Source organism: uncultured Campylobacter sp., assembly GCF_937959485.1.
Classification (GTDB): domain Bacteria; phylum Campylobacterota; class Campylobacteria; order Campylobacterales; family Campylobacteraceae; genus Campylobacter_B.
Genome location: NZ_CALGPY010000006.1, coordinates 1 through 26,275 on the forward strand (window position 1 = coordinate 1; position 26,275 = coordinate 26,275).

Sequence of the window (26,275 nt, forward strand, 5' to 3'; positions counted from 1 at the left end):
CTAAAATTCTAAAATTCTAAAATTCTAAAATTCTAAAATTCTAAAATTCTAAAATAAGCCGAATTTACCGTCCTTGCGCTTATAAAGCACGCGCATTTTAGCATCCATATCGTTAAAGACCAAGAACTGATCGGTACTTTCTTTAAGCTTATTTAGCGCCTCATCGATCTCTAGCGGCTTATATAGATCCAGCTCGGTAGGGACGATCTCATCAACTTCATCGTTTAAATTTGGCTTATTGGCACCGACCGCATTATCTACGGCGTTTTGCTTCATTTCGTCGCGATTTTTGTGAGAATTTACCTTATCGTGGTATCTGCGAAGCACTTTTGAGGCGCGCTCGACGATGAGATCGACGGCAGCATAGAGATCTTTATCTTTTTGGCGCACGACGATAGTGTCTTGATGCGCTAAATTTAATGAGAAATCCACCACGAAGCCCTTTTTACCTTGCTTCTCGTCAGCAGAAATTACACAACGCCCCGAGATAATGTCGAGATTATATTTTTCTAGCGTCTCAAATGCGTTTTCGACATAATTTTTGATAGCTTCCGTTAACTCAAACTGCTTACCTACGATATTTAAATTCATCGTCTCTCCTTTGCATTATGGTTTTTGAATAGTACGCCTATGATATGTGATCTGTGGTCTACCCATAACTTCTACGTTAGATCTTACTACTACGTCTACGAGCGCGGCATGACTTAAAATTTTACCCACACCCTTACCGCTTGGAAGCGCCTCGGATGAGCCTTGCCCAAAATTACTATAAGCGACGGTATGATCGGCATCTGCACCTAACTGTCTATCAAAATATCCGAATGTCACGGTGATATCAAACATCTTTTGAGCTGGATCATTTGACGGATACTCAAGAGTAATCGTATTTAACGTAGGAGTGGTCGCAGCCGTAGCGCCTCCTGCCTTAAGCTCGGTAGTTAGATACTGGTGCTTTTGCATAGCAAGGACTGCTAGCTCCGTAGCACTCTGCGCTAGCAGTAGCGCCTGCTCTCTGCCTTGGATATTATTGACGTCGCGAGCCGTCATAGACGCGATAGATAGCGCCGTAATCGCGGTAGTCGCTACAATGATGATAAAAAATATGGCTGCTACTAGAGCAAAGCCTTTTCGCATAGTTTTCATTAGTACACCACCTGTGCTTTACAAACGTTTAGATCCAGCTCCGAAGGATCAAAATTTCTGCCGTCGTCTCTCATACATAGTTTAAGCGCAACGGCGCCATTATCATCCTTAAACCTAAATAAGCTCACATCTTCCGCCAGTAGTGCACTGCTAGCCTTATCATACGAGTTCGCATCTTTTGCGACAGTGCTCCATGGACGATAGTTATATTTCAAGAGCAGATTAAAATTCTTACTCAAATCACCCGCTCGATCTTTCGTGTATATTTCTACTTGATCCGGGACAATCGCGTAAGCGCTATGAGCTATATAGTATTGCTCAGAAAATTCCTGCGAGTTGGCATTGTTTGGATTGAATGGGTATTGATTGATAGCGATAGTTTCACCTTCCATACTACCGCTACCGGCATCACTAGGAGTGCCTACGGCGATTAGCACGCGGTTTCTGCCGTCTGCCCAAACAGCCCTATCGTAGCCATAGCCTATATCTACACTAGTAGGCGAAGCATCGTTAGTAACAACCCTAAAGATAACAGCAACTTGGGTGTTAGTAGACGATTTACCATATTCCGTAGCCCTTAAATTTCCAACTATTTTAGCTACTTGCGGAAAATCACTACCCAAGGATACCATATTAAACGCAGCCCTAGTATCTGCGATATAGCCGGCATCTCCTTTATCTGCATCCGCTTTCCATGTGCTATCTCGGAGTTGAGACATCGACATAAAGCCACTCCAACCGGGAGTTCTCTTATTTATATTTCTCGTCTCTACGCTTTGTCCGATCCACTCCAGTATGTCGTATTTAGGATCGGTAAGATCGCTGATCGGTACAAACTCATTTGAGCTAAGCTCCCTGCCTATAGTACTGCTTTTTATTCTATCTTCTAAACGATTTGTGATTAGCATCATCGCATTTTGCGTTCTGGCTTCCAGCTGATTTACCGCACGTACATGTACGTAAGATTTATAGATCTTGGTGTATAGATCAGCGCCAAACATCGAGATGATCCCCAGCACTACGATAACAAACACAAGCTCTATAAGAGTAAAACCTCTTTTCATCTCGCGCTCCTATTAGTTATGTAGTCTAGTGACGGTTGTCTGAACGCCGACACCGATATTAGATAAAAACGCCTTTAAAACAACTGATTTAGCAGTACCATCTTTAGCTACGGCGTCGTTTAGATCCGTAGCAGCAACCCTAACCATCTTGATATTGGTAACGGCGCCATTGGATGGCTGATCGCTAAGAACACCACTTATATCGGTACCGGAAGCATATTCCGCCGCGCTAAAAGGCTCTACTACATAATCTACATCGACATTAATCCTAGTATTGAGGATAAAATCACCTCTACTGCTAGAGCCTACTAAATTGCCTACTGTCATTTGAGTAGTAAATTTATCGTAGTCATCAACATCGTTATAACGACCGCCGCCAAAAGAAATTCCATTTCTACCAAATTGCTTTTTCGTAGCTGGAGCTTGGGAGCTGATTCCACGCTGACTAGCTTCCGGCAAAATCCCCGGTCTAACTTCCTTGGTACTATTGCCCGAATCATCTACGACTGGAGTTACGGTCAAAATTCTATCCATGCAGCTTGCATCGCCTCCGCAGCTAGCATCTGCTGCGTATGCGCTATCCCACTGCGCCTTATATATACGAGACATAAAAGCTTTAGCGTTATATACAAGCTCCTCTTTGATCGCAAGGGCATTTAGCTCGGTCGTCTGCGCGACGATACGCGGGATCGCCATCGTAGTGATCGCTAAAATCACGATAGTAAAGATCAGCTCGATTAGAGTAAAACCTTTTTTCATCTTACATCCTTTCTTTAAAATTTTGAAATTACGGAAACGCAAACTTACTCTGCGTTATCGGCGCTAATTATACTATTGTTAAACTTAAATTTAGAATTTATCGCGTAAATTTTTTGGTTTACAAAGATTTTTAAGCCCGAACGCACAAAAATTTTAAAGAAATTCCATTTTTAAATTTGAACGCGGAATTTAAGCTTGCATTTACTCAAAGACTATAAAATTACGAGCTAAATAAATTCCAAGGATTTTTTATGACAAATCTAAGTAAAATTCTATCCGCTCTCCTATTTATCGCGTTTATCGGCGGCTGCAGCGGCAAGGGCGACGGCGAGCTTTTTAATCTAAGCCCCGAGGCATGGTATTCTAAAATTTTAGAAGACATCAATAACGCCAGCATGGAGGATGCCGAGAAGCATTATACTAGCTTTTCTAGCGAGCATATCGCCTCTCCGCTGCTTGAGGAGATGACACTCATTATGGCGTGGGCTTTTGTGGAGGATGAAAACTACGAGAAAGCAAACAAATACCTAGACGAATATATCCGCCTCTACGGCACGACGCAGAAGATCGAATACGCAAGATTTCTAAAAATTAGAGCAAATTTCGACTCCTTTAGCCGCCCAAATCGCAACCAAAAGCTAATGCTAAACAGCATCGACGAAATTCGAAAATTTATAGCTGAATACCCGCAGAGCGAGTATCGCCCACTACTTGAGACGATGCTAACAAAGCTACGCCTTGCCGAGCATCAGCTAAATATCGACATCAAAGACCTTTACCAGCGCACCGACCGCGAAAGTTCTGCTAAAATTTACGAGCAGCGCATCGAAGAATCCCCGCTAAACGGCACTGACGTCATTAAACCGCACTCGCCTTGGTATCGCGCGATTTTTGAGTAGGAGGAGCGATGCAACTGATGCAAAATACAACCTTCCCTAGCGATCTACCTATCATCGTCGAGGACGAGCTATTTTTATATCCCTTTATGATAGCGCCCCTTTTCATCGGCGACGAGCATAACAAAAAAGCCCTCGATCTAGCAGCCAAAAACGAATCTATGATAATGGTCGTAAGCTCGAAGTCGGAATTTAGCGGCGATAGAAGCTTCAGCGGTATCTATAACGCAGGCGTCGTGGGCTCCGTGATGAGAACCGTGCCGCTTCCTGACGGTCGGGTTAAAATTTTATTCCAAGGCGCGCTAAAAGGCAAAATCGTAAAAGAAATTTCGCAAGATCCGCTGGTCGCTACCGTCGATATCATCCACGACGAGCGCGGCAACGACCAGAAATTAGACGCGCTGGTAAGCGTGCTAAAGGAAAAAACCAAGACGCTTAGCACTCTTACGCATTTTTTTCCAAACGATCTGCTAAAAACCATCGACGACGGCACCGATGCCGCGCGCGTCTGCGATCTGATTTTAAGCGCACTGAGGTTAAAAAAGCAGGTAGCCTACTCGTTTTTTACCGAGAGTAACTTGCAAAAGCGCCTTTTCAACCTCATCAACTACATCTCCGACGAGATCGAAGCGCAGAGGCTCGAAAAGGAGATCAAAAGCAAGGTTCATTCCAAGATCGATAAGACAAACAAAGAGTATTTTTTAAAAGAGCAGCTCAAGCAGATCCAAAAGGAGCTCGGCGGCGATGCCGATCGCGATGTCGAGATCGAGGAGTACCGCAAAAAGCTAGAAGCTAAAAAGCCCTATTTGGGCGAGGATGCCTACAAAGAGATCAAAAAGCAGATCGATAAATTTGCCCGCCTCCATCCGGACAGCGCCGATGCGGGGCTCGTGCAAAGCTATTTGGACTGGGTTTTGGAGGTGCCTTTTGAAAAGACCGCCAAGCATAAGATGTCCATCGAGGGCGTTACGGCACAGCTAAATAAAGACCACCACTCCCTGAAAAAGCCCAAGGCGCGTATCGAGGAGTATTTCGCGCTAAAGCAGCTTTTAGAGCTTCGCGGCACAAGCGGCAAGAAAAGCAAAGAGGACGGCAAAAACGGCGGCGCGATTTTATGCTTCTACGGCCCTCCCGGCGTAGGCAAGACAAGCCTTGCGAACTCTATCGCGACCGCGCTTAAGCGTAAACTTATCCGCATCGCTTTGGGCGGGCTTGAGGACGTAAACGAGCTGCGCGGACACCGCCGCACCTACATCGGTGCGATGCCTGGTCGTATCGTACAAGGGCTCATCGAGGCAAATCAGATGAACCCCGTCATCGTGCTTGATGAGATCGATAAAATTTCAAGCTCATACAAGGGCGATCCGACGGCGGTTCTGCTTGAAATTTTAGACCCCGAGCAAAACTCGAGCTTTAGGGATTACTATCTAAATTTCAACATCGATCTTAGCAAGATCATCTTTATCGCCACGGCGAACGACGTATCTCTCATACCCGCGCCGCTGCGCGATAGGATGGAGTTTATCGAGCTTAGCTCATACACGCCGCAGGAGAAATTTCAGATCGCCAAGGACTATCTGATCCCTCAGGAGCTGCAGCGCCACGGGCTCAAATCTGCCGACGTAGCGATCAACCCCGCCGCCCTTTCCGAGATCATCGAAGAGTACACGCGCGAAAGCGGCGTGCGAAACCTACGTCGCCAGATCGCTGCGATCTTCCGTAAGGTCGCGGTTAAAATTTTAAAAGACAAAGAGTTTAAAAAAATCGTCGTTACGACGAAAAATTTAAGCGAATTTCTAAATAAAAAGGTTTTCGAGATCGACGAGGTCGAAAAATGCGATCAAATCGGCATCGTAAACGGGCTTGCGTGGACTGCGGTAGGCGGCGACGTACTCAAGATCGAAGCGGTCAAGATCAAAGGCAAAGGCGCGATGACGATCACGGGCCAGCTCGGCGACGTGATGAAAGAATCCGCGCAGATCGCCTTTAGCGTCGTAAAGGTGCTGATCGACGAGGGCAAGCTCAAAACAGGCCAAGACGCGAAGGCGGACGCGACAAAAGCCTCACGCACGGGCAAAAACTCCGCATTGCGCGCAAATGGCGGCGCGACATCTAAAAGCTCGGCGGCGGCGCGAAATTTAGGCGCGGAAGAGAATTCCGAAAGCTCAGAGCAGATTTATAATAAATTCGACCTTCACATCCACGTGCCCGAGGGCGCGACGCCCAAGGACGGACCGAGCGCGGGCATCACGATGAGCACGGCGATCGCGTCGATTTTAAGCGAGCGCGAGGTGCGTGCCGATCTAGCGATGACGGGCGAGATCACGCTAAGCGGCAAGGTGCTACCGATCGGCGGGCTTAAGGAGAAGCTCATCGCCGCGCACAAAGCCAAAATCGCCGAGGTTTTGATCCCACGCAAAAACTACGAACGCGACCTAGCAGAGATCCCAGACGAGGTCAAAAACGATCTGAAAATAACGCCGGTAGATCGGATCGAAGAGGTGCTGAAGCTGGCGCTGGTCTAAATTTAAAGCGCCGTTTTAGCCGCTTTAGCCGCGCACTTCGGCGGAATTTTAAAATATTTATAGCGGCGCGAATTTTGCCCACGTAAAATTTCTATCGCCAAAATTCATACCCGTTTGGGTAACGTGAAATTTTATTGCGCAACTGGACATTGACGCGCTTGCGGCAAAATTTCTTGTAACGATGCGGCGAACGTAAAATTTCGTAGAATTTCGCATACGCGCGATCGCGTAATGCTGTAAAATTTTAAAACAGCTTAAAATTTTAGCTTCGCTTTTAGCGTAAAATTTTATAAAATTTACCTCGCAAAAGGAATAAAATGTTTGATTTTAAAAAAGAGTTTAGACAACTTTACGCGCCAAAGCAGACGCCGCAAATTTTAACCGTCCCGCCTGCAAATTTCGTTTGCGTCCGCGGCGAAGGCGACCCGAACGAATCAGGCGGCGCGTATCAGCGCGCGATAGAGGTGCTTTACGCCGTGAGCTACGCGCTAAAAATGAGCTACAAAACCGATTATAAGATCGATGGCTTTTTTGAGTACGTCGTACCGCCCCTAGAGGGGTTTTGGCGACAAAGCGGCTCGGCTTGCGGCGAGACAGACTACGCTAGAAAGAGCGATTTTAGCTGGATTAGCGCGATTAGACTGCCCGATTTTATCACGCGAGAAAATTTCGACTGGGCAGTGCGGCAGGCTACTTGGAAAAAGAAGTTAGACTGCGGCATAGCGGAGTTTTTGAGGATAGACGAAGGTCTTTGTGCGCAAATTTTACACATAGGCAGCTTTGACGACGAGCCAGGGAGTGTTGCTAAAATAGACGAGTTTATCGCCGCAAACGGCTATGCAAAGGACTTTGGCGAGCAAAGGACGCATCATGAAATCTACCTAAGCGACCCTAGAAAAATCGACCCGCAAAAATGCAAAACGATAATTAGACTGCCGATTAGAAAAATTTAGCCGTTTTTAGCCAAATTCGACTTATATAAAAGCAATACGCTATAAGCTTTAGCACATCGTAAATGTCAAAATTTATTCCATGAATCAAGAACGTTAAGCTAAATTTAGAATTTACTTCATTCTTACGTAGCCTCATAAATTTTTATCATCTCTTTATTTGTTTCAAATTTTAAAATTTACAAAATTTTACTAGTTGCAAATATAGTCCGATATACTACGCCGAAGCCCTCAATTTAACCCCAGCTTAAGCATAAGCTTATATACTTTGGCTTTAAATTTAAGGCGGCAAATGAGATCTCAGAGCGAATTTTTTGGCGTTTTCATCACGCTTCTTGGCGGCGTATTATGGGGCTTTAGCGGCGTTTGCAGGCAGTATCTGTTCACGCAAAAGGGCGTTAGCGCGGGCTGGCTCGTGCCCTACCGCCTGAGCCTTGCCGGACTTGCGATGGTGGCGTATTATTTAGTGCGTTCGCCGCGCGCAGCCCTCGCGCCGCTAAAAGATCGCGCGCTGTTGCCGCAGCTGCTCATCTACGCCGTATTTGGGCTTATGATGACGCAGCATTCGTACTTTTGCGGTATCGAGCTCTCAAATGCCGCCGTCGCGACCGTAATCCAGTACTCCGCGCCCGCGCTCATCCTCGCCGTCGTCTGTTTTTTAGAGCGGCGCGCGCCTAAAAAGGTCGAACTCATCGCGCTTATTTTGGCGGTGCTGGGCGTCGTGCTGCTCGCCACTCACGGCGATCTGGGTTCGCTCGTTATCAGCGCGGAGGCACTGGTTTGGTGCCTCGTTAGCGCGCTTGGCGTCGTGGTTTACAGCCTCATCCCAACGAAGCTAAATCAAAAATACCCCATTGCGCTAAATTTAGGCTGGGGTATGATCATCGGCGGCGGCGTGCTCGCGCTTTACACGCGGGTTTGGCAGCTAGGCGGCGTGAGCGACGCGCAGGGCTTTGCGGCGCTTGCTGCGGTGGTGATTTTGGGCACGATATGCGCGTTTAGCTTCTATATGACGGGGTTAAAGATAATAGGCGCAAGCAGGGCGAGCATGATAGCGTGCATCGAGCCGGTGAGCGCGGCGGCATTTGCCTATTTTTGGCTGGGGACAGAGTTCGTGTTCCTTGATTTTGCGGGCTTTACGCTCATTATCTCGTGCATATTTTTGCTGGCTAAAGACAGGAAAAAGGCGTAAATTTGGAGGAGAGATGATCTATTTGGCGCAGACCGATACGACGGCCGGGTTTTTGAGCAAGGATTTTCGCGAGATAAATGCGCTCAAACGCCGCCCGCTTAATAAGCCATGCCTCATAACGACGGCGAAGCTTAGCGAGCTAAAAAATCTCGCTCGCGTACCCGCTAAATTTAAAAATTTAGTGCGCCGCGCGAGAAAAACGACGTTTTTATATCCGAACACCAAGGCCGTGCGCGTCGTGAAAGAGTGCGCTCACGAGGAGTTTTTGAGGCAATTTGACTGGCTCTACTCCAGCAGCGCAAATTTAAACGGACAAAACTTCGACGAAGCCTGGGCAAAAGCGGCGGCGGACGAGGTTGTGGATCAAAATTTCAGCCAAAACGCAAGCTCGAAAATATATAAAATTTCAAAAACTAAAATTTTGCGGATTAGATAGAGCTGTATTCAAAATTCATGCGCAAAGAACGCTCAAAAAAGAGGCGCTAGTTTATAAATTTAAGCGACTTTGTAAATTTAAATGGCTCTATAAATTTACCGAACTGTAAAATTTCGTCATATATAGACCGCGCAAATACCATCTGGAATTTTAAAAAATCGCGAAAGGATCATGGCAAACTCGCGGAAAAATCATATAAAAAGCTGTAAATCCCCCCCCTCCCGTTGCCTTCAAATAGTAAAATTCCTGCCGTTTTCGAAGCAGTAAAATTTCACTATTGCTAGCTTTGAATGAAATTCTATCGCCAGATACTCTCGATCAAAATTTTAACTCGAGTGAGCTAAGATTGTCGCTAGAAATTCTAGCATCCCGAGTGTTCTGGATCAAAATTTTAGAGATTAGGCATTGCCGCCGGTTTTTATCCGAGTCGCTACGCGCCATTTTTTGATCGAAGCTCTACCCATGTTGCCTGCTTTCAATTAAAATTCCGCCGCTTCCACCGATAGTTTTAATTAAAATTTCATCGCCGCGCGCGAATAATTCCAATCAAAAATTCTATCATCACCGATCTTATGTCAAAATTTATTGTTGCCGCCTCACCTCCGCCACTACTGCCTTATCTCCACCGCTGCCGCAGCAGCAAGCACCACAAATCCGTCCGCGTCACTCATACTCTTTAGCTGCCAAAGCTGCGTGTAAGACGCAAGCGCACCGCCCCTCTCATCGCCGCCATTGCTGCGCTACGACGACAAATCCGCGATAAAATTTCCGCCGCCCGCCGCGCGAAAAGATAAAATATTCGATTTTGAAAAAGGGTTTAAGTCGCTCTACACGCCTAAACAAATATCGTAAATTTTAAAATTTAAACCGCCTCTCGCCGCGCGGCACCGATAAATTCCAACCGATAAATTCCAACCGATAAATTCCAACCGATAAATTCCGCTAGCTAGTCCATCATTTCCGCATAAATCATAAATTTTCATAAATTTAACGCCGCCTTTCTTGCTTTATATTAAAATTTCGCTAAAATTACCGCATTAAATTTGAGGCGCAAACGGAGCTTAAGCTTAAACCGCTTGCGGGCAAATTAAATCCATTCAAGGAGCTTTTATGAGCGGTGTTGCGTTAATCATCTGCTTCGCCATAGCGGTCGTCGTGATGATTTTTTTGATCTCCAAAGCAGGCGTTCACCCGTTTTTGGCGCTAATGCTTATCTCCCTGGCGCTCGCGATCGTCGCGGGCATACCGCTAGCCAAGATCCCCGCGATTATCGGCGACGGATTCAGCGGCACGTTTAAGAGTATCGGTATTGTCATAATCTTCGGCGCGATCATCGGCACCGTGCTCGAAAAGACGGGCGCGGCGCTCAAACTCGCCGATATGGTCGTAAACGTAGTCGGGCAAAAGCGCCCCGAGCTTGCGATGCTCATAATGGGCTGGATCGTGGGTATCCCCGTATTTTGCGACAGCGGCTTCGTCGTTTTAAACCCGATCCGAGAAGCAATCAGCAAAAAAATCGGCGAAAATCCGGTCGCTCTTGCAGTAGCGCTCTCCGGCGGACTCTACGCCTCGCACGTATTCATCCCGCCGACTCCCGGACCGATCGCCGCAGCAGGTGCCGTAGGTCTAGGCGGCAATCTGCTGCTCGTAATCGCAATGGGCGCGGTAGTGTCCTTGCCGGTGCTGATCGCCACATACTTTTTTTCTAAAAAAGTCGCCAAAAACGTCCATATAAGCGAAGCCGAAGCGAATGAAGTAATCGCTAAAAGCTACGACGATCTGCTTAAACAATACGGCAAATTGCCGGGCGGATTTTTAAGCTTAGCCCCTATTTTGGTGCCGATCCTATTTATGGCGCTGGGCTCCGTCGCCAAGATCCTAAAAGTAGGCGGGTTTGCGGGCGAAATTTCGCAATTTTTAGGAAATCCTATCATCGCGCTAGCCTTGGGCGTAGTTTTTGCGGTATTTTTGCTCGTACAAACCGGCAAACTAGGCGAATTTAGCGAGCTCACCAACGAATCCTTAAAAATCGTAGGCCCGATCCTCTTTATAACCGCAGCGGGCGGAGTGCTAGGCAAGGTCATCACCGACGCCGGCTTCGTAACCTACATCAAGGACAATGCGACCGCGATTAAAGCCGCGGGGATTTTCTTCCCGTTCTTAATCTCGGCCGTCTTAAAAACCGCACAAGGAAGCTCCACCGTTGCGATCATCACTACAGCTTCGATTATGGGGGCGTTTAACGTGGATGGCTCGCTAATGCAGGTACTGGGCTTCACCTCCGAAATGTCCGGCGCGCTTGTGGTAATGGCGATTGCAGCGGGCGCGATGACGGTTTCGCACGCTAACGACAGCTACTTTTGGGTCGTTACGAATTTCAGCAAGATGAATCCGCAGCAAGGCTACCGCACTCAAACAATGCTGACGCTAATTATGGGCATTACGGGCATGATCAGCGTGTGGGTTTTGTCGCTGTTTTTGATCTAGGTTAGCTTATTCTAGCCGCTACCGCGCTAAATCCGTGCGGAGCGCTACGGGCATCTACCAGCGGCTAGCTACATAAAATTCTTTAAATTTACGTAGCTAGCCGTACCGCGCAAATGCTCTAGGACATTAAAATTTCGTATAGCGGAGTTTTAAATTTACACACAAAGCCTCAAGGAGCGAAATTTTAAAATTCTATCACTACGGAATTTTAAAATTTAGCCGAAATTTTGTGGCTTACAGAATTCTAAAATTCCACGACATGAAATTTTAAAATTTGCCCCATAAATTTGGCAACGAGATTTTAAAATTATACTCTTGCTTCAGTCTTGTCATCGTAAATTTAGCCTACGCGCTGTAAAATTCCAAAATTTTAAAATACCAGCTAAAGGAAAAATATGAAAGTTTTAGTCGCGATCGATTCGTTTAAAGGCTCTCTTAGTTCGCTTGAGGCGGGCAACGCCGTAAAATCAGGCATCGAAAAGCTAGGCTGCGAGGTGCTCGTCAAGCCTATCGCAGATGGCGGCGAAGGAAGCGTTGAAGCCCTTACCGACGCGCTAAAAGCTAAGTTCATGGACGTCATCGTAGCAAATCCGTTAGGCGAAAAAACGCCCGCGCGCTACGCCTTAAAAGGCGAGCTAGGCATCTTAGAAATGGCGTCCGCATCAGGTCTGCCACTCATCGAAAAATCGCGCCGCAACCCGCTAAAAACGAGCACTTATGGCTTTGGCGAGATGATAGCGCATGCGATCGCACACGGCGCGCGAAAGTTTATCATCGGCATCGGTGGAAGTGCTACGAATGATGCGGGTATGGGTATGCTGCGCGCGCTTGGTTTTAAATTTAAAGATGCAAATGGCGCAGAGCTTGCAGGAGCGGGCGAGGATCTGATTAAACTCGCCACGATAGATTGCACTTCGGTGCTACCGCATCTTAAAGAATGCGAGTTTCTTATTGCCTGCGACGTGGATAATCCGCTTTTTGGCGAAAATGGCGCGGCATATATTTACGCTCCGCAAAAGGGCGCGGATGCGGCGATAGTAAAGCAGCTCGATGCGGGACTTATAAATTTTGCAAGCGTCGTAAGTAAGCACCTCGGACGCGAGCTTTGGAATAGCCCCGGAGCAGGAGCTGCCGGCGGGCTAGGCTTTGGCTTTGTGAGCTTTCTAAACGCGACGCTTAAGCCGGGCATCGACATCATCACCGAAGAGATCGGGCTAGATCGCGATATGAAAGGCGTCGAGCTCGTCATCACAGGCGAAGGAAGGCTCGATTTTCAAAGCTCGATGGGCAAAACCCCTTGCGGTGTCGCAAAGATTGCTGCTTCTTACGGCGTGCCCGTAATCGCGCTGGCAGGCGGCATATCGCCCTGTGCCAGCGGCTGTAATGAGCTAGGCATAGGCGCATTTTTTTGCATCCTAAACGAACCGATGAGCCTTGAGCGCGCGATGGAAAAAGAGACCGCAACACGAAATTTAGCCCGCGTCGCCGAACAAGCGGTGAGATTGTTTCTGCTAGGGCACGGCGCTAAATAGGGCTTTTGGGCTAAAATTTTAAGGCGCGGGCACTAAAACTTGCAGCGGGTACGGCGCGTATGTGCGCAGGGATATGGCGCGGCGGTGGCTCACAACAAATAAGCACGACAAAGTGCGGCAGGAGGCGAGCATGGCAAAGAAGCTAAATTTTATGCAGGATGGATTTGCGTGCTTTAAAGGCACGGCGCGATCTTGACGCAGATGCGGTGACGCGCAGCTTACAAGGCATAAAAAATATACGCGAAGAAGCAGGCGAGAGCCACAACGATGGACGTTATTAAAGTAGCAGCCGCGGCAAGAGGATATGGGCTATGGCATGCATGCGCGGCGAGCAAATACCGCGCGCAGCTTACGACGGGCGGCAAAATTTCATCCACCATAGACCACGGGTAGGCAGATAAAATTTTGCATTAAAACGTAGCTTTGCCGAAATTCTAGCGCGTTTGAAGATACAGAGCAATCGGATGAGAGTTAAGACAGCGGACGGCTCGGCGGTGACATAGCGGCGTGAAATTTTCGGCGCAAAAATTTATTTTACCGCGCGATACAAACGCAAGGCGCGCTTTAAAACTCATTTCCAATCAAGCGGTTCGCGAACCCTCACAATACATACCTCAAAACATGACTAAAACAAATAGAATTTTAAAATTTGACCGCCGTATTCGCAGCCTATGAGATTTGCAACGTAAATTTAAAAGCAGCGATCCGCCTTATGAAATTTCGTTTAAATTTTAGCCCGCGATATGTCCGTCTTTAGGCGAAAAAGGCCGCTCAATCGCAAGATCGCGCTTCTTGCAAAGATGGCGGCGCATTACTTCACTCGCTCACAAAGCCCGTCAGCTTTCCGATGACGCTTTGATGAGAGGTGGGCTGCGTCTGCGTAAATTCGTATTATTAGGATCGCGGATTTGCTTATCGCTAAATTTAGTGCGGATGCGGTCACCGTACGCCGCTACGACAGGGGTGAGCTTTCGTTAAATTTACTCCGATCGCACTATGTTTTGCGATAAAAATTTATGAAATTTTATTTTCGATCGGCGCCAAAAAATTTTATAAAGCTCTATTTTAAAATTTGCGGCACGGGTACGTACCGACCAGGTCGTCAAGCTAAAATCAAAATTCCAAGCGGCGAATGCAGAAAACCCTCGCGCCTAGCGTATCTGCGGCGGCGGTACGGGCACGCTAAATTTATCGCTTTTGGGACGCAAAAGATGCGCAGGCGCGGGCAAAATTTATTGATTTTAGAGTTTAAAGCATCGAATTCGCGCGCCTAGGCTAAATTTTAAAATTTAAAGCGCACGACGCTTCGGACGTATCCACGCGACTGCAAGCGCTCATAAAATTCGCCCGAAGCAAGGTTGTAAAACTGCGGGCGGCCGCAAAATTTATCGCCGCAAAAATCAAAACCGCGAAAGCAAAAAGGCTCCACGAGCGCTCGCTGCCGCACCCGCCCGAGCAAATTAAAATCGCATAATCCGCCTGGTTGGCATACGCGGAGGGCGCTGCTGCGGGCATTTGCACTTAAATCCGGTGCGATCGCAATGCGATTTAAAACCACGCCTGCTTAAATTCGCGCCGTTTCGGTTCGCTCGCAATCACATCTCGCCGCAGTAGCGCTATAAATTTGCGCCGCCGCGATTTATGCGCATTCAATCGCTACGGCAAGGGTAAAATTTCAAAATCTAGGTCCATACGCGCCGATTTGCGCCGCCCAAAATCGCGCGGATCGAATTTGCGCTACCGCAATCCGCGCAGATTAAAGCGCCGCCGTTTAAAAGCGTAAAATTTACCCCTCAAACGGCGGCGCGAAATTTCACTAAAATTTCATCTTTAAATCCGGCGCGCGATTTATAAAATTTCGCCCTCGCCGCGCTCCGAAATCTGCGGCCTAGGCAGCGCCAGGCTCTTTGCGGTTTTGCTAAAAAGTATCAGATCCTCGGTGCTTTGCACGCTCCACGGCAGGCGCTTTAGAGCGAATTTAAAAATTTCAAAGCAGGAAACGGCGTCGCTAAATGCGCGGTGGTGGACGTTTTGCACGCCTAAAAGCTCTTTTAGCGAGCCGAGCCCATATCTTTGCGCCTCGATCGTGCGACGCGCGAGCTCGACGGTGCAGAGCCTGCGATTTAAAAGCATTCCAAAGCCGCATTTTTGCAGGCTCGCGTCGATGAAGCCGTAGTCAAATTTGACGTTATGCGCCACAAAAACGCTATCGCCTAAAAACAGTCTAAATCGCTCCAGCACGCTAGCTAGCGGCGGTGCGCCCACCAGATCGTCCGAGCGGATCCCCGTAAGCTCCGTGATATTTTCGGGCACGACGGGCGCGTAAACGAAGCTCTCGAAGCGGTCCAGCTCCTGCGTGCCGCGCGCTTTTATCGCGCCGATTTCGATGATCTGGCCGTTTGAAAGCCCACCGTTCGTCTCGATGTCCACGAAGCAAAAAATTTCGTCCGAAATGTCCGTCTCACGGGTTTTGAGCGTAATTTTGCCGTTGTCGAGCTTTATTATCTCTATGCCCAGCGCCCGCCACATCGAGAGGTCTTTGGGCTCGAAAAGCTCAGTAATTTCAGCAATGTCGCTTGCTTTTGAGATAAAATCGTAATAATTTATGCTCTTTTGAGCTAGTAAATTTATGAGATTTTCGATTCTATGCGTCAAAATTTTACCCCTATGTCGCGCCTAAATTTTAAGCGCACGGATCGCCTCCGTGTAGTCGTTTGAAGAAAATATGTAGTTGCCCGCTACCACGACGTCGGCGCCAGCTTCGTCGATACCTGCGATATTCAGCCCGTTTACGCCGCCGTCGACCTCGATGAGGCATTTTGCGCCTTTGCGATCGATCAGCTCGCGCAGCTGCTTAATTTTCTCAAGCGCCGAGGGGATAAATTTCTGCCCTCCAAAGCCCGGATTGACGCTCATCAAAAGCACCATATCGACCTCGCCCAAAATAAACTCCAGCGCGCTAAGCGGAGTATGCGGATTTAGCACGACCGCGGGCGAGACGCCGCTGCGGCGTATATGATCTATGAGGCGCAGCGGGTGCTGCTCCTCCTCGATGTGGAAGCTAAGAAATTTCGGCTTTAGCGGCAAAAAAAGATCGACGAAAAACGGCACGTTTTTAACCATCAGATGGATGTCTAAAGGCTTGCTGCTCGCCTTTGCCGCGGCGCTTGCTACGAGCGGTCCGATCGTGAGATTGGGTACGAAATGCCCGTCCATCACATCTACGTGAATGAGATCGGCGCCCGCTTCGCAGACTGCGCGAATTTCCTCCGCAAGCCTTCCGAAATCCGCCGATAAAATGCTGGGTGCGACATACATTAAGATTCCTTTAAAATTTAAAGATGCGGAATTTTACTTAGTTTTGTCATAAATTTCGCTAAATTTGAACCGGAGCGAATTTTAAGCATAATTTGAAATTTTTTCGCTATAATCGTCATTTATTTTAATCATCAAGGATTTATTATGGCAAAAAGATGCGCAATCACCGGCAAAGGTGCGATGGTGGGAAACAACGTCAGCCACGCAAACAACAAAACGAAGAAGAAATTTCAGGTCAATCTACGCACCATCCGCGTTCAGCTACAAGACGGCTCAACCAGACGAATCAAAGTCGCCGCCTCAACTCTACGAACTATGAAAAAGCAATCAAAATAACCTCTTAAAGAGGAATTTATGTCTGTTTTGGACAAGATCAAGCGATTCCTCGACTGGTCCGGCTCGACTAAGCCGGACATCAACCTCTACACAGAAATTTACGACCAGCTACGTCCTTTTCGCTTACCGCTGATAACCATCGTATTGATGATGCTAATCGGCACATTAGGCTATGTCTTTATAGCGGGCTTTTCGCTCGTAGACGCCTTTTATCAAGCAGGCATGACCTTCACGACGGTAGGCTTTACCGAAGTAGCGCCGATATCGCCCGCGGGTAGAATTTTTACCGTCTTATTCATCCTAATGGGCTTTGGAACCTTTTCGTTTTGCCTGGGCGTCGTCGTCGAGGTCATAAAAAACGGCAAACTTCAAAATTTACTTAGGGAGCAACGAATGATCAATAACATCGCAAGACTCAAAAACCACTACATTATCTGTTACAACAACATCTACTGCGCCGAGCTTGCCAAGCAGTTTCGCGAAAATCATCTGCCTTTTGTCGTGATCGACCCCGATCCCGCTCTAGCTAAAATTGCCGAGGAAAACCGCTATCCATATTTCATCGTAGGCGAGCCGCACGTAGAAACTACAATGCTAAAAGCGCATCTGTCATCTGCGAAATCTGTCATCACGCTAAGTCCAAATTTAGCCGATAATATCGCAATAATCTCGCTCGTGCGCCTATACGAAAAGGAGCTTGGTCGCATCACCCCCTACTTCATCATGGCAAATAGCGATGATGACAGCGACACCGAGAGGCTAAAAAAACTCGGCGCAAATTCTATCGTCTCACCCTCTAAGCTCGCCGCACAAAGGCTCTCTGCGATCAGCGTGCGCCCCGATATGGAAAACATTTTGGAGCGATTTTTGTATAAAAAAGACTCACTCATCGATATCGAGGAGATCACGGTGCCCGATTTTTCATGGATCCGCTTCAAGCGCCTAAAAGAAACTCGCCTGCGCGATTTTACAAACGCCGACGTCGTGGGAATCAAAGAGCCCAACAGCCGCTTTATCCCGATGCCGGATGGCGACTACCTCATCGGTACTGGGGTAAAATTTTTAGTCATCGGCACGGCAGAGGGTATCCGCAACACGAAAAAGCTCATCCGCAGCAAATACAAGCCACAGGAGATGAGATATGTTTAAAATCACTAAGCTCGAGGGCGGCTTGCAGAATGTCGAGGGCTTTTATTTTGATGGCGTAAATTCGGGCTTTAAAAAAGAGGGGAACGATCTGGGATTTATCCGCGCGGATGAGCCTTTTGCCGTAAGCGCGATCTTTACGAGCAATAAATTTCAAGCCGCGCCGATTAGGCATTTCAAAAGGGCACAAGAGCGCGCAGGCGGGGAGCTTAAAACAAATTTTATCCTCGTAAATTCTAAAAACGCAAACTCTATGACCGGGGAGCAAGGCATCGCCGATATTGATGAAATTTTTAGCGAGCTTGGCAAAAAAATCCCTCTGATAAACCCTGTCATGAGCTCGACCGGCGTCATCGGATACCGCCTTAAAAAGGAAAAAATTATCGCCGCCGCGCAAAATTTTGACCTTTCGGCACGAAACTCGAACGCTCTAGCCACCGCCATTATGACGACAGATACGATAAAAAAAGAGCTTGCATATGAAATTTCTTTAGAAAACGGCGAGAAATTTCACATCGCAGCCGTTTGCAAGGGCGCAGGTATGATCAATCCTGCGCTTGCAACTATGCTCTGCTTCATCCTAACCGACGCAAAAATCCCGCGCGCTGATATGGACGAGCTGCTAAAAAAGGCAGCGGAGCAGAGTTTCAACACCGTAAGCGTCGACGGCGATACCTCCACCAATGATACGATTATGCTCTGCAGCAGCGCTAAATGCGCTTACGAAAAGGACGCCTTCGCCTCCGCGCTAAACGCCCTGACGCGCGAGCTTGCGCTAATGCTGGTAAAAGACGGCGAAGGCGCAAACAAGCTGGTGCGATTTAGAGTAAGCGGTGCCGCAAACGCCCAGGATGCCCGCAGGGCGGCAAAGGCGCTTAGCAATTCGCCGCTTGTTAAAACGGCGATCTTCGGCGAAGACCCGAATTGGGGTCGCATAGCCTCCACCATAGGCGCCTGCGGTATCGAATGCGACGAAGAAAAGCTGCGTATCAAATACGACGACGTGCTACTTTATGACGCGCAAAATCGCGAACTGGACGCCGCGCGCGAGGCCGCGGCTCACGCCATAATGCAGCAAAAAAGCTTTACGATCTGGTGCGATTTAGGGCTCGGAGAGGGCGAGTTTAGCGCGTACGGCTGCGATCTTAGCTACGACTACGTAAAAATCAACGCCGATTATAGATCATAAAGATTCACAGCTCGCTTCATAACCTAAAAATCTCGTCTCGAAAATAGCGAATAGCAGCAGGGCTTTAAAGCTCTACCCTAAAATTTTATCATTTAAATTTGCCTGTTTTAAATTTTTAAATACTAAAATTTCATCTCTTAAAATTTAGAATTTCATCCGCTAAATTCAGTCTAAATTTGATAGCTGAAATTAGGTTTTAAGCGCTTTATTGATATACTTGAATAAACTTTTCAAAGGAGTAAAGTATGTTTCATGAATACAGAGATTTAATCACTGAGTTAAAAGGCAAAAACGCGCGATTTGATTCGCTATTTGAGAAGCACGACGAGCTGGATCACAAGATCGCCGACGCACAAGCTGGCAGAGTGCATATGAGCGATCTGGAGATCGATGCGATGAAGAAAGAAAAGCTTCGCATAAAAGATGAGCTAGGCACCCTGCTAGCGCAATATAAAGCCGAAAAGGCAGATAAATAAAGTTGCTTGCGGCGAAATTAAGATGCAGCAGAATGCTAGCAAGGCTAATTTCGCCGCTAAGCTTTAATCCGTGTTTAGAATTTTCTAATCTCAATAAGTTTAACCGCTTAAATTTGCCGCGCGCAATAAATAAAAACAGCGCACCAAAACGAGTTAAAATTTATACCGCACACTCCACTATATTGACACCGCTAAATAATTTTTACGTATCGGCTACATCACTGCATATACCAACGCGGTATTAGCGCAATCAAATATAATTCGTTACGGCTCTCTATCGCGCCCTTTCCGCTTCCAAAAATATCTCTTGCTGAATATATTTTGCGCTACAGAGCAAATTAAAATTTACGCTGCGTCGCCCTGCAGCCTGGCTCTTAAATTTTACTTCGCAGTGAGTATTTTCTAGCAAATTTCAAATCTTGCGTTTTGCTTGTTGCAGGCGCAGTACCTACTTTTAAAATTCCGCATTTCGCAGAAATCTAAAGTGGCGCTAGAATTTTAAATTCCCGTTCGCGCTAACCGCGAAATTTCAAATTCGCAGACTTCGACCAAGCGCTAGTTTATGCTAGAGCCTGCTTTAATCTCTTCAAAGGATTTAACCAAGCTTGCTTATTTTAACCCGCTTCGTTGAGCTTTAAAAATTTAGATTATTTCTTTGATCGTATCGGATAATGCCTACCGCCACGGAATTGCTCAAGCCGCCCTATTACTATATGTGCAATTAAAAGCGGCGCTAACGCGGAATTAAATAATATAAGTGGATCTGTAAAAGGTATGAAATTTAATCATAGAATTTTAAGCGCTAAGGATTTGCGATAGAATTTCGCCACGCAAATCAAATCCCAAAACTAACCTGGCCTACTCGAAAACCTTCGCTTCTAAGCCATGTAGCCTTTGCAAGCCGATATCGATATATTCGTTAAGCTTCTCATTATTTTCCAGCAATTTGTCGTAATAGCTCTTGGCTCTTTCTCTCGCGGTCGCATCAGGCTCGATATACTTTAGCCCGCTTTTGAAAAATCCTTTGGATTCCACAAAATAGATCGAGTGGATCTTCTCGCAGTGCGATAGCCCTGCTTCAGTGTAGTTTAAAATCGATTCGTACGCGATGTTGCCTAACAGCTCCTGCAGCCTATTTGCGGGATTTTTGAAAAACTCGGCAAACTCCTTATACGGCGTAAAAACCTGATCCAGGTTTTTCATCGCATCGCCGTAGATACCCTTTTTCAGGCGAAACATCGTCATTTCTTGAGAACTCACAAACTTCTCTATTGCTTTTATCGTATCGTTTTTATTCACTGAATTTTTCCCTTTTAAAATATGAAACGCTCGGATTATATCGTTTGTTTTATAAAAATCCGTTAAAAATCGGTTAAATTTTGTCCTAGCGTTTTAGCCAAATTTCCTTGAGCGCTTTTTATTAAATTTCCCGCCTCAGCCGCCGCACTTCTCGCACAATCCTCGCACGAGCACGCTTTTGACATTTTTTTGTGGCAAAGCTGGCATCGAAATCTCCTCCATTTTATGGCAGCTTTCGCAGACAAAATACGCTTTGGCGCCGTCGGTAAGCTCATAAAAGCTTTTATGATTATTTTCGCTGGTAATTATCAAATTTTTCTCTTCCAAAAGCGCTATATTGCGATATATAGTGGTTTTATTCGCGCCCGTTTGTTCTACTAGTTCATCATAGCTTACCGGGCATTTTTTCTCGCTTAGGATCTGCACGATCTGCACTCTAAGCGCCGTAGGAGCGATATCGTGACTCGCTAAAAAATCTTTGGGATCCATTTTACGCCTTTTTTAAAATTTAAGCGATGATAGCGAAATTTAGATAAATTTATATTAAGTTGCAACTAAGTTGCTTTTGATATACTTCCGCAATTTTTTTGGAAAGGAATTTTATGAAAAAGCTTATTTTCACGCTTTTAGCAGCTAGTTGCGTAGTATTCGCCAAACCTACGGTCACCACGACCATACTTCCTACGAAGTATTTTGTTGAACAGATCGCAGGTGATACCCTGCAGGTAAATACGATGGTAGGCAAAGGCGCTGATCCGCACACATACGAGCCTAAGCCTTCGGAGATGAAAATGCTAGAAAATAGCGATCTGTATTTTGCGGTCGGTATAGAATTTGATGAAGTCTGGCTACCAAAGCTTGCCGCATCGTATCCAAAGATGAAGATAATCCGCACCGAAGATGGTATCACTAAAATGGCTATGGCAGAGCACCACCATCACGACGAACACGATCATAGCGCACATCACGATGATCATGATCATGACGCGCATCATGAGCATGGCGACAAAGATCACGAGGCACACGAGCACCATCACCATCACGGCGGTTTAGACCCACATATCTGGCTCGATCCGCAGCTTGTAAAAATTCAAGCTAAAAATATTAAAGACGCGTTAACCAAACAGTATCCTAAGGATGCTAAAATTTATGAAGCAAATTTCGATAAATTTGCTAAAAAGCTTGACGAGCTGGACGCTTACGCAAAGCAGAAATTAGCGGGCGTCAAGGGAAAGAAATTTATGGTTTATCATCCGTCTTGGGGCTATTTCGCGCATCGATACGATTTAGAGCAGATCGCAGTCGAAGTAGAGGGCAAAGAGCCTAAGCCTGCGGATTTAGCCGAGCTGATCGAGGAAGCCAAAGAGGAAAAGATCAAGGTGATTTTCGTCGCACCGCAGTTTTCCAAAAAGGCAGCGCAAACCATCGCCGCACAAACAGGCGCAAAGGTGATAGAGATCGATCAGCTGCCGCTAGATTGGTACGAGACGATGAAAAAGACGATCGACGTTTTCGGAGAGAATTTGTAGTTGATGAAATTTATTAAAATTTTACTTTTATCCGCGATCTTTAGCTCGCGGATATTTGCGTGCGCTCTGTGCGCCCTATACACGCCTACTGCGCACGTTAGCATTACCCCTGTCGCACAAGACGGCAAGATCGTGAGCCTGCATTTTTCGTGGCTTTTCTCTCAAAATTTTACCGACGTCATAATGCAGACCTACGATATAAATTCCAATGCCAAGCTTGAAAATAGCGAGCTTGCCGAGATAACCAAGGCGATGACCGATTATCTAACCCCCAAAAACTATCTTTGCGAGGCGGAATTCTACGATCAAGCGCCAAAAAACGCAAAACCTGCGCTTAGCAACCTCGTAGGCACGCAAATTAAGGGAAATTTTAAAAACGCAATAAGCCTCGTCAAAAAGGGCAGACTCGTGTTTGAGTTCGATCAAAAGGTTGGCTTCGAACTGCGAAACAACCGCGTTCTTAAAATTTCCATTAACGACGATCAGGGATTTTTCAATTTCAAAATGCTTGACGACAAGCCCATTAATCTAGGCGAGGGCTTTGTAGCGAAGCCTAATTCAAATTTGGCCACCACTTTTATAGAATTTAGCGGCGAAAAACCAAAGATCGCAGATAAAAAGCCGCCAATTTCAAGCGCGCCAAACTCCGATTTAGCGCAGGATAGCCTTGCATCTAGCGAGCAGAGTCTTGCGGGCTCAGAGGATAAACTTGCGCAAGGCGGCCAAGCTAAACCGAATTCCAGCTCAGCACGCAGATCAAACCAAAGATCCGTCGGCGATATTGTTTCGGAGGCTGCAGCAGAGGCACAAAAAAACATCGCCGCTTCGGATACTCTCGCGCAGATTAATAAAGCCGCCAAAAAGGATGCGCAGACGAAAGGTGATTCCGCAAATTCTGTGGCGCTTGTAGATAAAGACGTGAGCGAAAATTTTGCTGCGATCCGAGACAATTCTTTAAATTCCGCGCATTCTACGCAAAATCTAGCGACGCCGCCCAGGGAGAGTTCTTTAAATTTAGCGCAAAATAACGCGAGCAAAAACGGCGCCGCGCTCGGTAGCGACGAGATTTCAAGCGAGCAGCACAAAGAGGTTTCGCTGGGATTTGTCGCGCAAAAGACGATGGATTTTATGAAAAGCCTCAAAACGGCGTTTCGCGCAAGCAGCGAGCATGCAAGCGCGAGCACCATCCTATGGGTCTTGGCGCTTTCTTTCATATACGGCTTTTTCCACGCGGCAGGCCCAGGGCACGCGAAGCTGCTAACGGCGAGCTATTTCTTAGCCCATGGCGGCAGCTACGTCAAAGCCTTCGGATTTGCCCTTAAAATCGGGCTTCTACACGTACTAGGAGCGCTCGTTTTAGTAAGCGCGAGCATGTTCGTGTTGCAAAACGTCGCAGGGCTCGTCTCTGCAAACTCCGCCTCGATCACCACGAAAATTTCGGCACTTCTGATCATCGTCATAACCGCGCTCATCATCTACGACAAAGCTCGCCGCGTAAGATCGGGCGTCAGCCACGATGCGGGCTGCTCTTGCGCCGCTTGCGCTTCCGTCGCAAAGACCGCGGAGACGGACGTCCGCTTAAAAAATACGGCATTTGCAAACGCCGGGGATTCCGCTGGCGCAGCGTCAAAGAGCTATAAATTTTCTAAATTTAAAACCCCTAGCGGCGAATCCGCACAGTATTTAGATACTGAAAATTCGGGCGCCGCAACGGCAGAGCTAAATTCGGATTCAAATTTAGCCGCAAGCCTAGAAGAAAACTCGTCTAGCCAAAACGAACAAAAACAGGCTTCAAATTCTACAAATTTCAAAAACCAAACCTCGTCTAGCTCGCTGCAAAATGGCGCGACCTGCGGCGGCGAGAAAGGGCGGGAGTGGCTTATCGCGCTTGCTGCGGCGCTCGTGCCTTGCCCCGGCACGATCCTTATTTTCGTGCTTGCTTTCAGCCTCGGCAGCTTCGCGCTTAGCGTCGCAAGTGCGCTTTTCATCGGTTTTGGGATGAGCGTCGTGATATTTTTAGCCGCGCTTTTCGGCGCGAAGGCAAACGAGCTAAGCTCGAAGCGGCTCGTAAGTTTGAAGCTTTACATCGAATTTGCGGGGCTTTTCGTGATGTTTGGGCTCGGGATTTTTATGTATTTCATCTCAGACACCCTCAGGATACTGTGATCGCAAGCTTTGGATGCAAATTTTAAAAAGCGGCTCGCGTGAAATATAAGCTTACGCGATATGTTAAATTTTAAATCCGGTGCGGATCTAATTTCAAAGAGTAGGATTTTAAAATTTTACGCTGCGGACCCGCGTAAATTAAATTTCGATCCCGACTATTCATTAAGCGGCGGAATTCGCTCTTTATAAATCACGTTAAATTTTGCTACAATACGGGCGAAAATTTTATCAAGGATAGATATGTCGCCTGCTCTGCAAGATGTCGTTTCGCAGACTTTAACCGAACAAAAAGCGTGCGCTAAAGCTTTTAATAGATATTACTACCTCAGCATAGCCGCCTTTTTTGCGGTCCTGTTCGTATTAGTGTTTCTAAACGGCGTTAAAGCAGACACTCCTCTGATAATAATTGCCGAATTTTCGAGCGTCTTGATCCTTTTTCAGATCTTTTGGATATTTCTTATGCATTGCGCCGGTCAAGAAAGCGAAGCGGAAATTCGCTACTACAAATTTTATAAAGAGATATTCGTCCGCGCCGTAATAAACGATATAGATGCCGGTTTAAAATACGATCCATATACCGGCATGCAAGAGGAGGAATTTCAAAAATTTAGAATTTATAGGAAATCTAGGATCAAAAGCGAGGATCGGATTACGGGCGTGTACTGCGGGATTAAATTTAGCCTAAGCGAGGTACATAGTAATGGTAGGTTTTACATGAAAACGGATAATCCGCTCATAGCGGCGATTATGTTGATCAAAATATTCTACGATAACTATATGGACTTTGACGGCAACGTACTGATCTGCGAGCTCGCGAAAAAAACCTCGGGCAAAACGATAGTGGTAAGCAGGGAGCTAAACGCCAAGATCTTCGGCGAAAAAGAGATGATGGACGATGTGGATTTTATGCGCGATTTTCGCGTATTTGCGGATGACAAAGTAGAAGCGCGCTATCTGCTAACGCCCGCGTTTATGGAGCGTCTGCGCGAAATAAATCGCGAAACGAGCGGCGAGTTCAGCTTGAGCACGGTATTTATGGATAAGCGCTTATATCTATTTTTAAACGGTGCGCCCGATCTTTTTGAAACTACGCTTTTTGGTAGGCCCGCTAGCATAGAGCTCGCGCGCGAATACCAAACGCAGATCCGCAAAATTTTAAGCCTAATCGAGACACTGGGGCCACAAATTAGCAGGACGCATTACAGCTGAAATTTTGTACCTGCTCATTTTAGGATAGACGGAATTTTTCGGCGAAGCATAATTTCGGCAAAAACGTAAAATTTAATCAGCAGTGCGATCTCTCGGCAACTGCCCGAAATTTAACGAGCGATACGATTAAAGAGATGAAACGCCTGCCGCAAATAAATTTGAAGCAAAAGCGCCTTGACGTTGTCTTATAAATAAAATTTAACGCTCCGATGCTTCCTGGAAGCAACTCTTGCTTAGCTCTTCATGCCCAAAATAAAATTTTGATCTCGTTTCGCATCGCAGCCTCTAGCTTTTAGTACCAAACCCGCATAGCGACAAAATTTAATCGGCAGTGCCGCGATGATGAAATTTAAAGCGGCTCTGCAAGGACGAAATTTAAATTTAAAAGCAAGTCCGCGACGAGAGTTAAATTTAGAGCGTGCGTGTCGCGCTTACAAAAGCCGCACGCTAAAAGGGCATCTGCTCGGACGCATGTCGCAACGTACCTCAAGCGCTAGCTCTGCACGTACGCAAGTTCCGCCAATCCTCGCCACGCGTTCCTGCATCGTCTCATAAACACCATCGTAGGCTGGATTGTAAATTTAAATTATTAAAGAATTCGGGCGAGGCGAAATTTTAAATTT

At 46.8% G+C, this 26,275-nt stretch carries 24 protein-coding genes; 15 read left to right on the plus strand and 9 right to left on the minus strand.

What is annotated here, in order from left to right; all coding sequences use genetic code 11:
• Positions 1-48: 48 nt before the first annotated feature.
• From raiA to Q0380_RS04860, 4 genes are read right to left on the minus strand one after another with little or no spacing between them, the layout of a single operon-like run.
• A complete protein-coding gene (gene raiA, locus Q0380_RS04845) occupies positions 49-591 on the minus strand; it encodes a ribosome-associated translation inhibitor RaiA (RefSeq protein ID WP_177388896.1) in 543 nt (180 codons plus the stop codon).
• Positions 592-606: 15 nt separating this feature from the next.
• On the minus strand, positions 607-1,143 hold the full coding sequence (locus Q0380_RS04850; RefSeq protein WP_298960839.1) for a hypothetical protein: 537 nt from the start codon (positions 1,141-1,143) through the stop codon (positions 607-609).
• Positions 1,143-2,207 carry a type II secretion system protein gene (locus Q0380_RS04855; protein WP_298960842.1) on the minus strand — a complete coding sequence of 355 codons (1,065 nt, stop codon included), beginning with the start codon at positions 2,205-2,207 and terminating at the stop codon, positions 1,143-1,145. Before Q0380_RS04855 ends, Q0380_RS04850 begins: the two co-directional genes overlap by 1 nt.
• A 12-nt stretch (positions 2,208-2,219) precedes the next feature.
• Positions 2,220-2,966: a type II secretion system protein gene (locus Q0380_RS04860; RefSeq protein WP_298960845.1), complete on the minus strand. Its 747-nt coding sequence runs from the start codon at positions 2,964-2,966 to the stop codon at positions 2,220-2,222.
• A 251-nt stretch (positions 2,967-3,217) separates the two neighbouring features.
• On the opposite strand from Q0380_RS04860, the gene bamD reads away from it, so the two are divergent.
• From bamD to Q0380_RS04885, 5 genes are all read left to right on the plus strand, one after another.
• Complete coding sequence (gene bamD / locus Q0380_RS04865) at positions 3,218-3,865, plus strand: outer membrane protein assembly factor BamD (RefSeq protein ID WP_005873100.1); 648 nt, start codon at positions 3,218-3,220, stop codon at positions 3,863-3,865.
• 8 nt (positions 3,866-3,873) lie between these two features.
• Entirely contained in the window at positions 3,874-6,387 is a 2,514-nt protein-coding gene (gene lon, locus Q0380_RS04870; RefSeq protein WP_298960850.1) for an endopeptidase La, read from the plus strand.
• Positions 6,388-6,704: 317 nt separating this feature from the next.
• Positions 6,705-7,340 carry a GyrI-like domain-containing protein gene (locus Q0380_RS04875; protein WP_298960852.1) on the plus strand — a complete coding sequence of 212 codons (636 nt, stop codon included), beginning with the start codon at positions 6,705-6,707 and terminating at the stop codon, positions 7,338-7,340.
• A 289-nt stretch (positions 7,341-7,629) separates the two neighbouring features.
• Entirely contained in the window at positions 7,630-8,529 is a 900-nt protein-coding gene (locus Q0380_RS04880) for a DMT family transporter (protein WP_298960855.1), read from the plus strand.
• Between the two features lie 13 nt (positions 8,530-8,542).
• Positions 8,543-8,965: a Sua5/YciO/YrdC/YwlC family protein gene (locus Q0380_RS04885; RefSeq protein WP_298960858.1), complete on the plus strand. Its 423-nt coding sequence runs from the start codon at positions 8,543-8,545 to the stop codon at positions 8,963-8,965.
• An 827-nt stretch (positions 8,966-9,792) separates the two neighbouring features.
• Here the strand turns inward: Q0380_RS04885 and Q0380_RS04890 are convergent.
• Positions 9,793-9,948 (minus strand): hypothetical protein, encoded by a 156-nt coding sequence (locus Q0380_RS04890; RefSeq protein WP_298960861.1) that lies wholly within the window; start codon positions 9,946-9,948, stop codon positions 9,793-9,795.
• A 127-nt stretch (positions 9,949-10,075) separates the two neighbouring features.
• Between Q0380_RS04890 and Q0380_RS04895 the strand changes: the two genes are divergently transcribed.
• From Q0380_RS04895 to Q0380_RS04905, 3 genes are all read left to right on the plus strand, one after another.
• Positions 10,076-11,452, plus strand: a complete 1,377-nt coding sequence (locus Q0380_RS04895) for a GntP family permease (RefSeq protein ID WP_298960863.1) — start codon at positions 10,076-10,078, stop codon at positions 11,450-11,452.
• Between the two features lie 395 nt (positions 11,453-11,847).
• Complete coding sequence (locus tag Q0380_RS04900; RefSeq protein WP_298960866.1) at positions 11,848-12,984, plus strand: glycerate kinase; 1,137 nt, start codon at positions 11,848-11,850, stop codon at positions 12,982-12,984.
• Positions 12,985-13,251: 267 nt separating this feature from the next.
• A complete protein-coding gene (locus Q0380_RS04905; protein ID WP_298960869.1) occupies positions 13,252-13,377 on the plus strand; it encodes a hypothetical protein in 126 nt (41 codons plus the stop codon).
• Between the two features lie 1,455 nt (positions 13,378-14,832).
• On the opposite strand, the gene Q0380_RS04910 is transcribed toward Q0380_RS04905, so the two are convergent.
• Positions 14,833-15,639: a 3'-5' exonuclease gene (locus tag Q0380_RS04910; RefSeq protein WP_298960872.1), complete on the minus strand. Its 807-nt coding sequence runs from the start codon at positions 15,637-15,639 to the stop codon at positions 14,833-14,835.
• Positions 15,640-15,660: 21 nt separating this feature from the next.
• Positions 15,661-16,302 (minus strand): ribulose-phosphate 3-epimerase, encoded by a 642-nt coding sequence (gene rpe, locus Q0380_RS04915; protein WP_298960875.1) that lies wholly within the window; start codon positions 16,300-16,302, stop codon positions 15,661-15,663.
• A 144-nt stretch (positions 16,303-16,446) separates the two neighbouring features.
• On the opposite strand from rpe, the gene rpmB reads away from it, so the two are divergent.
• The 4 genes from rpmB to Q0380_RS04935 all read left to right on the plus strand — a co-directional run bounded on the left by rpmB (position 16,447) and on the right by Q0380_RS04935 (position 19,449).
• Complete coding sequence (gene rpmB / locus Q0380_RS04920) at positions 16,447-16,638, plus strand: 50S ribosomal protein L28 (RefSeq protein ID WP_298960877.1); 192 nt, start codon at positions 16,447-16,449, stop codon at positions 16,636-16,638.
• 18 nt (positions 16,639-16,656) lie between these two features.
• Positions 16,657-17,787, plus strand: a complete 1,131-nt coding sequence (locus Q0380_RS04925) for a potassium channel protein (RefSeq protein ID WP_177387602.1) — start codon at positions 16,657-16,659, stop codon at positions 17,785-17,787.
• Positions 17,780-18,973 (plus strand): bifunctional glutamate N-acetyltransferase/amino-acid acetyltransferase ArgJ, encoded by a 1,194-nt coding sequence (argJ, locus tag Q0380_RS04930; RefSeq protein ID WP_298960880.1) that lies wholly within the window; start codon positions 17,780-17,782, stop codon positions 18,971-18,973. The genes Q0380_RS04925 and argJ overlap by 8 nt, the downstream gene beginning before the upstream one ends.
• Before the next feature lie 245 nt (positions 18,974-19,218).
• Positions 19,219-19,449, plus strand: coding sequence for a YdcH family protein (locus tag Q0380_RS04935; protein ID WP_177387402.1), 231 nt, complete (start codon positions 19,219-19,221; stop codon positions 19,447-19,449).
• An 858-nt stretch (positions 19,450-20,307) separates the two neighbouring features.
• Here Q0380_RS04935 and Q0380_RS04940 read toward each other — a convergent pair.
• Together Q0380_RS04940 and Q0380_RS04945 are read right to left on the minus strand one after the other, a co-directional pair.
• Complete coding sequence (locus tag Q0380_RS04940) at positions 20,308-20,748, minus strand: hypothetical protein (protein WP_005873131.1); 441 nt, start codon at positions 20,746-20,748, stop codon at positions 20,308-20,310.
• Positions 20,749-20,883: 135 nt separating this feature from the next.
• Positions 20,884-21,237 (minus strand): HTH domain-containing protein, encoded by a 354-nt coding sequence (locus Q0380_RS04945; protein ID WP_295152447.1) that lies wholly within the window; start codon positions 21,235-21,237, stop codon positions 20,884-20,886.
• Between the two features lie 113 nt (positions 21,238-21,350).
• On the opposite strand from Q0380_RS04945, the gene Q0380_RS04950 reads away from it, so the two are divergent.
• The 3 genes from Q0380_RS04950 to Q0380_RS04960 all read left to right on the plus strand — a co-directional run bounded on the left by Q0380_RS04950 (position 21,351) and on the right by Q0380_RS04960 (position 25,652).
• Positions 21,351-22,277: a zinc ABC transporter substrate-binding protein gene (locus Q0380_RS04950; protein WP_298960885.1), complete on the plus strand. Its 927-nt coding sequence runs from the start codon at positions 21,351-21,353 to the stop codon at positions 22,275-22,277.
• 3 nt (positions 22,278-22,280) lie between these two features.
• On the plus strand, positions 22,281-24,443 hold the full coding sequence (locus tag Q0380_RS04955; protein ID WP_298960888.1) for a DUF1007 family protein: 2,163 nt from the start codon (positions 22,281-22,283) through the stop codon (positions 24,441-24,443).
• Positions 24,444-24,683: 240 nt separating this feature from the next.
• On the plus strand, positions 24,684-25,652 hold the full coding sequence (locus Q0380_RS04960) for a DUF3137 domain-containing protein (protein WP_298960891.1): 969 nt from the start codon (positions 24,684-24,686) through the stop codon (positions 25,650-25,652).
• Positions 25,653-26,275 lie beyond the last annotated feature (623 nt).

What these genes read in the sequence shown, in the direction of transcription:
- raiA (WP_177388896.1), bottom strand. Translation starts at nt 591, where the DNA reads ATGAATTTAAATATCGTAGGTAAGCAGTTTGAGTTAACGGAAGCTATC.
- Q0380_RS04850 (WP_298960839.1), bottom strand. Translation starts at nt 1,143, where the DNA reads ATGAAAACTATGCGAAAAGGCTTTGCTCTAGTAGCAGCCATATTTTTT.
- Q0380_RS04855 (WP_298960842.1), bottom strand. Translation starts at nt 2,207, where the DNA reads ATGAAAAGAGGTTTTACTCTTATAGAGCTTGTGTTTGTTATCGTAGTG.
- Q0380_RS04860 (WP_298960845.1), bottom strand. Translation starts at nt 2,966, where the DNA reads ATGAAAAAAGGTTTTACTCTAATCGAGCTGATCTTTACTATCGTGATT.
- bamD (WP_005873100.1), top strand. Translation starts at nt 3,218, where the DNA reads ATGACAAATCTAAGTAAAATTCTATCCGCTCTCCTATTTATCGCGTTT.
- lon (WP_298960850.1), top strand. Translation starts at nt 3,874, where the DNA reads ATGCAACTGATGCAAAATACAACCTTCCCTAGCGATCTACCTATCATC.
- Q0380_RS04875 (WP_298960852.1), top strand. Translation starts at nt 6,705, where the DNA reads ATGTTTGATTTTAAAAAAGAGTTTAGACAACTTTACGCGCCAAAGCAG.
- Q0380_RS04880 (WP_298960855.1), top strand. Translation starts at nt 7,630, where the DNA reads ATGAGATCTCAGAGCGAATTTTTTGGCGTTTTCATCACGCTTCTTGGC.
- Q0380_RS04885 (WP_298960858.1), top strand. Translation starts at nt 8,543, where the DNA reads ATGATCTATTTGGCGCAGACCGATACGACGGCCGGGTTTTTGAGCAAG.
- Q0380_RS04890 (WP_298960861.1), bottom strand. Translation starts at nt 9,948, where the DNA reads ATGAAAATTTATGATTTATGCGGAAATGATGGACTAGCTAGCGGAATT.
- Q0380_RS04895 (WP_298960863.1), top strand. Translation starts at nt 10,076, where the DNA reads ATGAGCGGTGTTGCGTTAATCATCTGCTTCGCCATAGCGGTCGTCGTG.
- Q0380_RS04900 (WP_298960866.1), top strand. Translation starts at nt 11,848, where the DNA reads ATGAAAGTTTTAGTCGCGATCGATTCGTTTAAAGGCTCTCTTAGTTCG.
- Q0380_RS04905 (WP_298960869.1), top strand. Translation starts at nt 13,252, where the DNA reads ATGGACGTTATTAAAGTAGCAGCCGCGGCAAGAGGATATGGGCTATGG.
- rpe (WP_298960875.1), bottom strand. Translation starts at nt 16,302, where the DNA reads ATGTATGTCGCACCCAGCATTTTATCGGCGGATTTCGGAAGGCTTGCG.
- rpmB (WP_298960877.1), top strand. Translation starts at nt 16,447, where the DNA reads ATGGCAAAAAGATGCGCAATCACCGGCAAAGGTGCGATGGTGGGAAAC.
- Q0380_RS04925 (WP_177387602.1), top strand. Translation starts at nt 16,657, where the DNA reads ATGTCTGTTTTGGACAAGATCAAGCGATTCCTCGACTGGTCCGGCTCG.
- argJ (WP_298960880.1), top strand. Translation starts at nt 17,780, where the DNA reads ATGTTTAAAATCACTAAGCTCGAGGGCGGCTTGCAGAATGTCGAGGGC.
- Q0380_RS04935 (WP_177387402.1), top strand. Translation starts at nt 19,219, where the DNA reads ATGTTTCATGAATACAGAGATTTAATCACTGAGTTAAAAGGCAAAAAC.
- Q0380_RS04945 (WP_295152447.1), bottom strand. Translation starts at nt 21,237, where the DNA reads ATGGATCCCAAAGATTTTTTAGCGAGTCACGATATCGCTCCTACGGCG.
- Q0380_RS04950 (WP_298960885.1), top strand. Translation starts at nt 21,351, where the DNA reads ATGAAAAAGCTTATTTTCACGCTTTTAGCAGCTAGTTGCGTAGTATTC.
- Q0380_RS04955 (WP_298960888.1), top strand. Translation starts at nt 22,281, where the DNA reads ATGAAATTTATTAAAATTTTACTTTTATCCGCGATCTTTAGCTCGCGG.
- Q0380_RS04960 (WP_298960891.1), top strand. Translation starts at nt 24,684, where the DNA reads ATGTCGCCTGCTCTGCAAGATGTCGTTTCGCAGACTTTAACCGAACAA.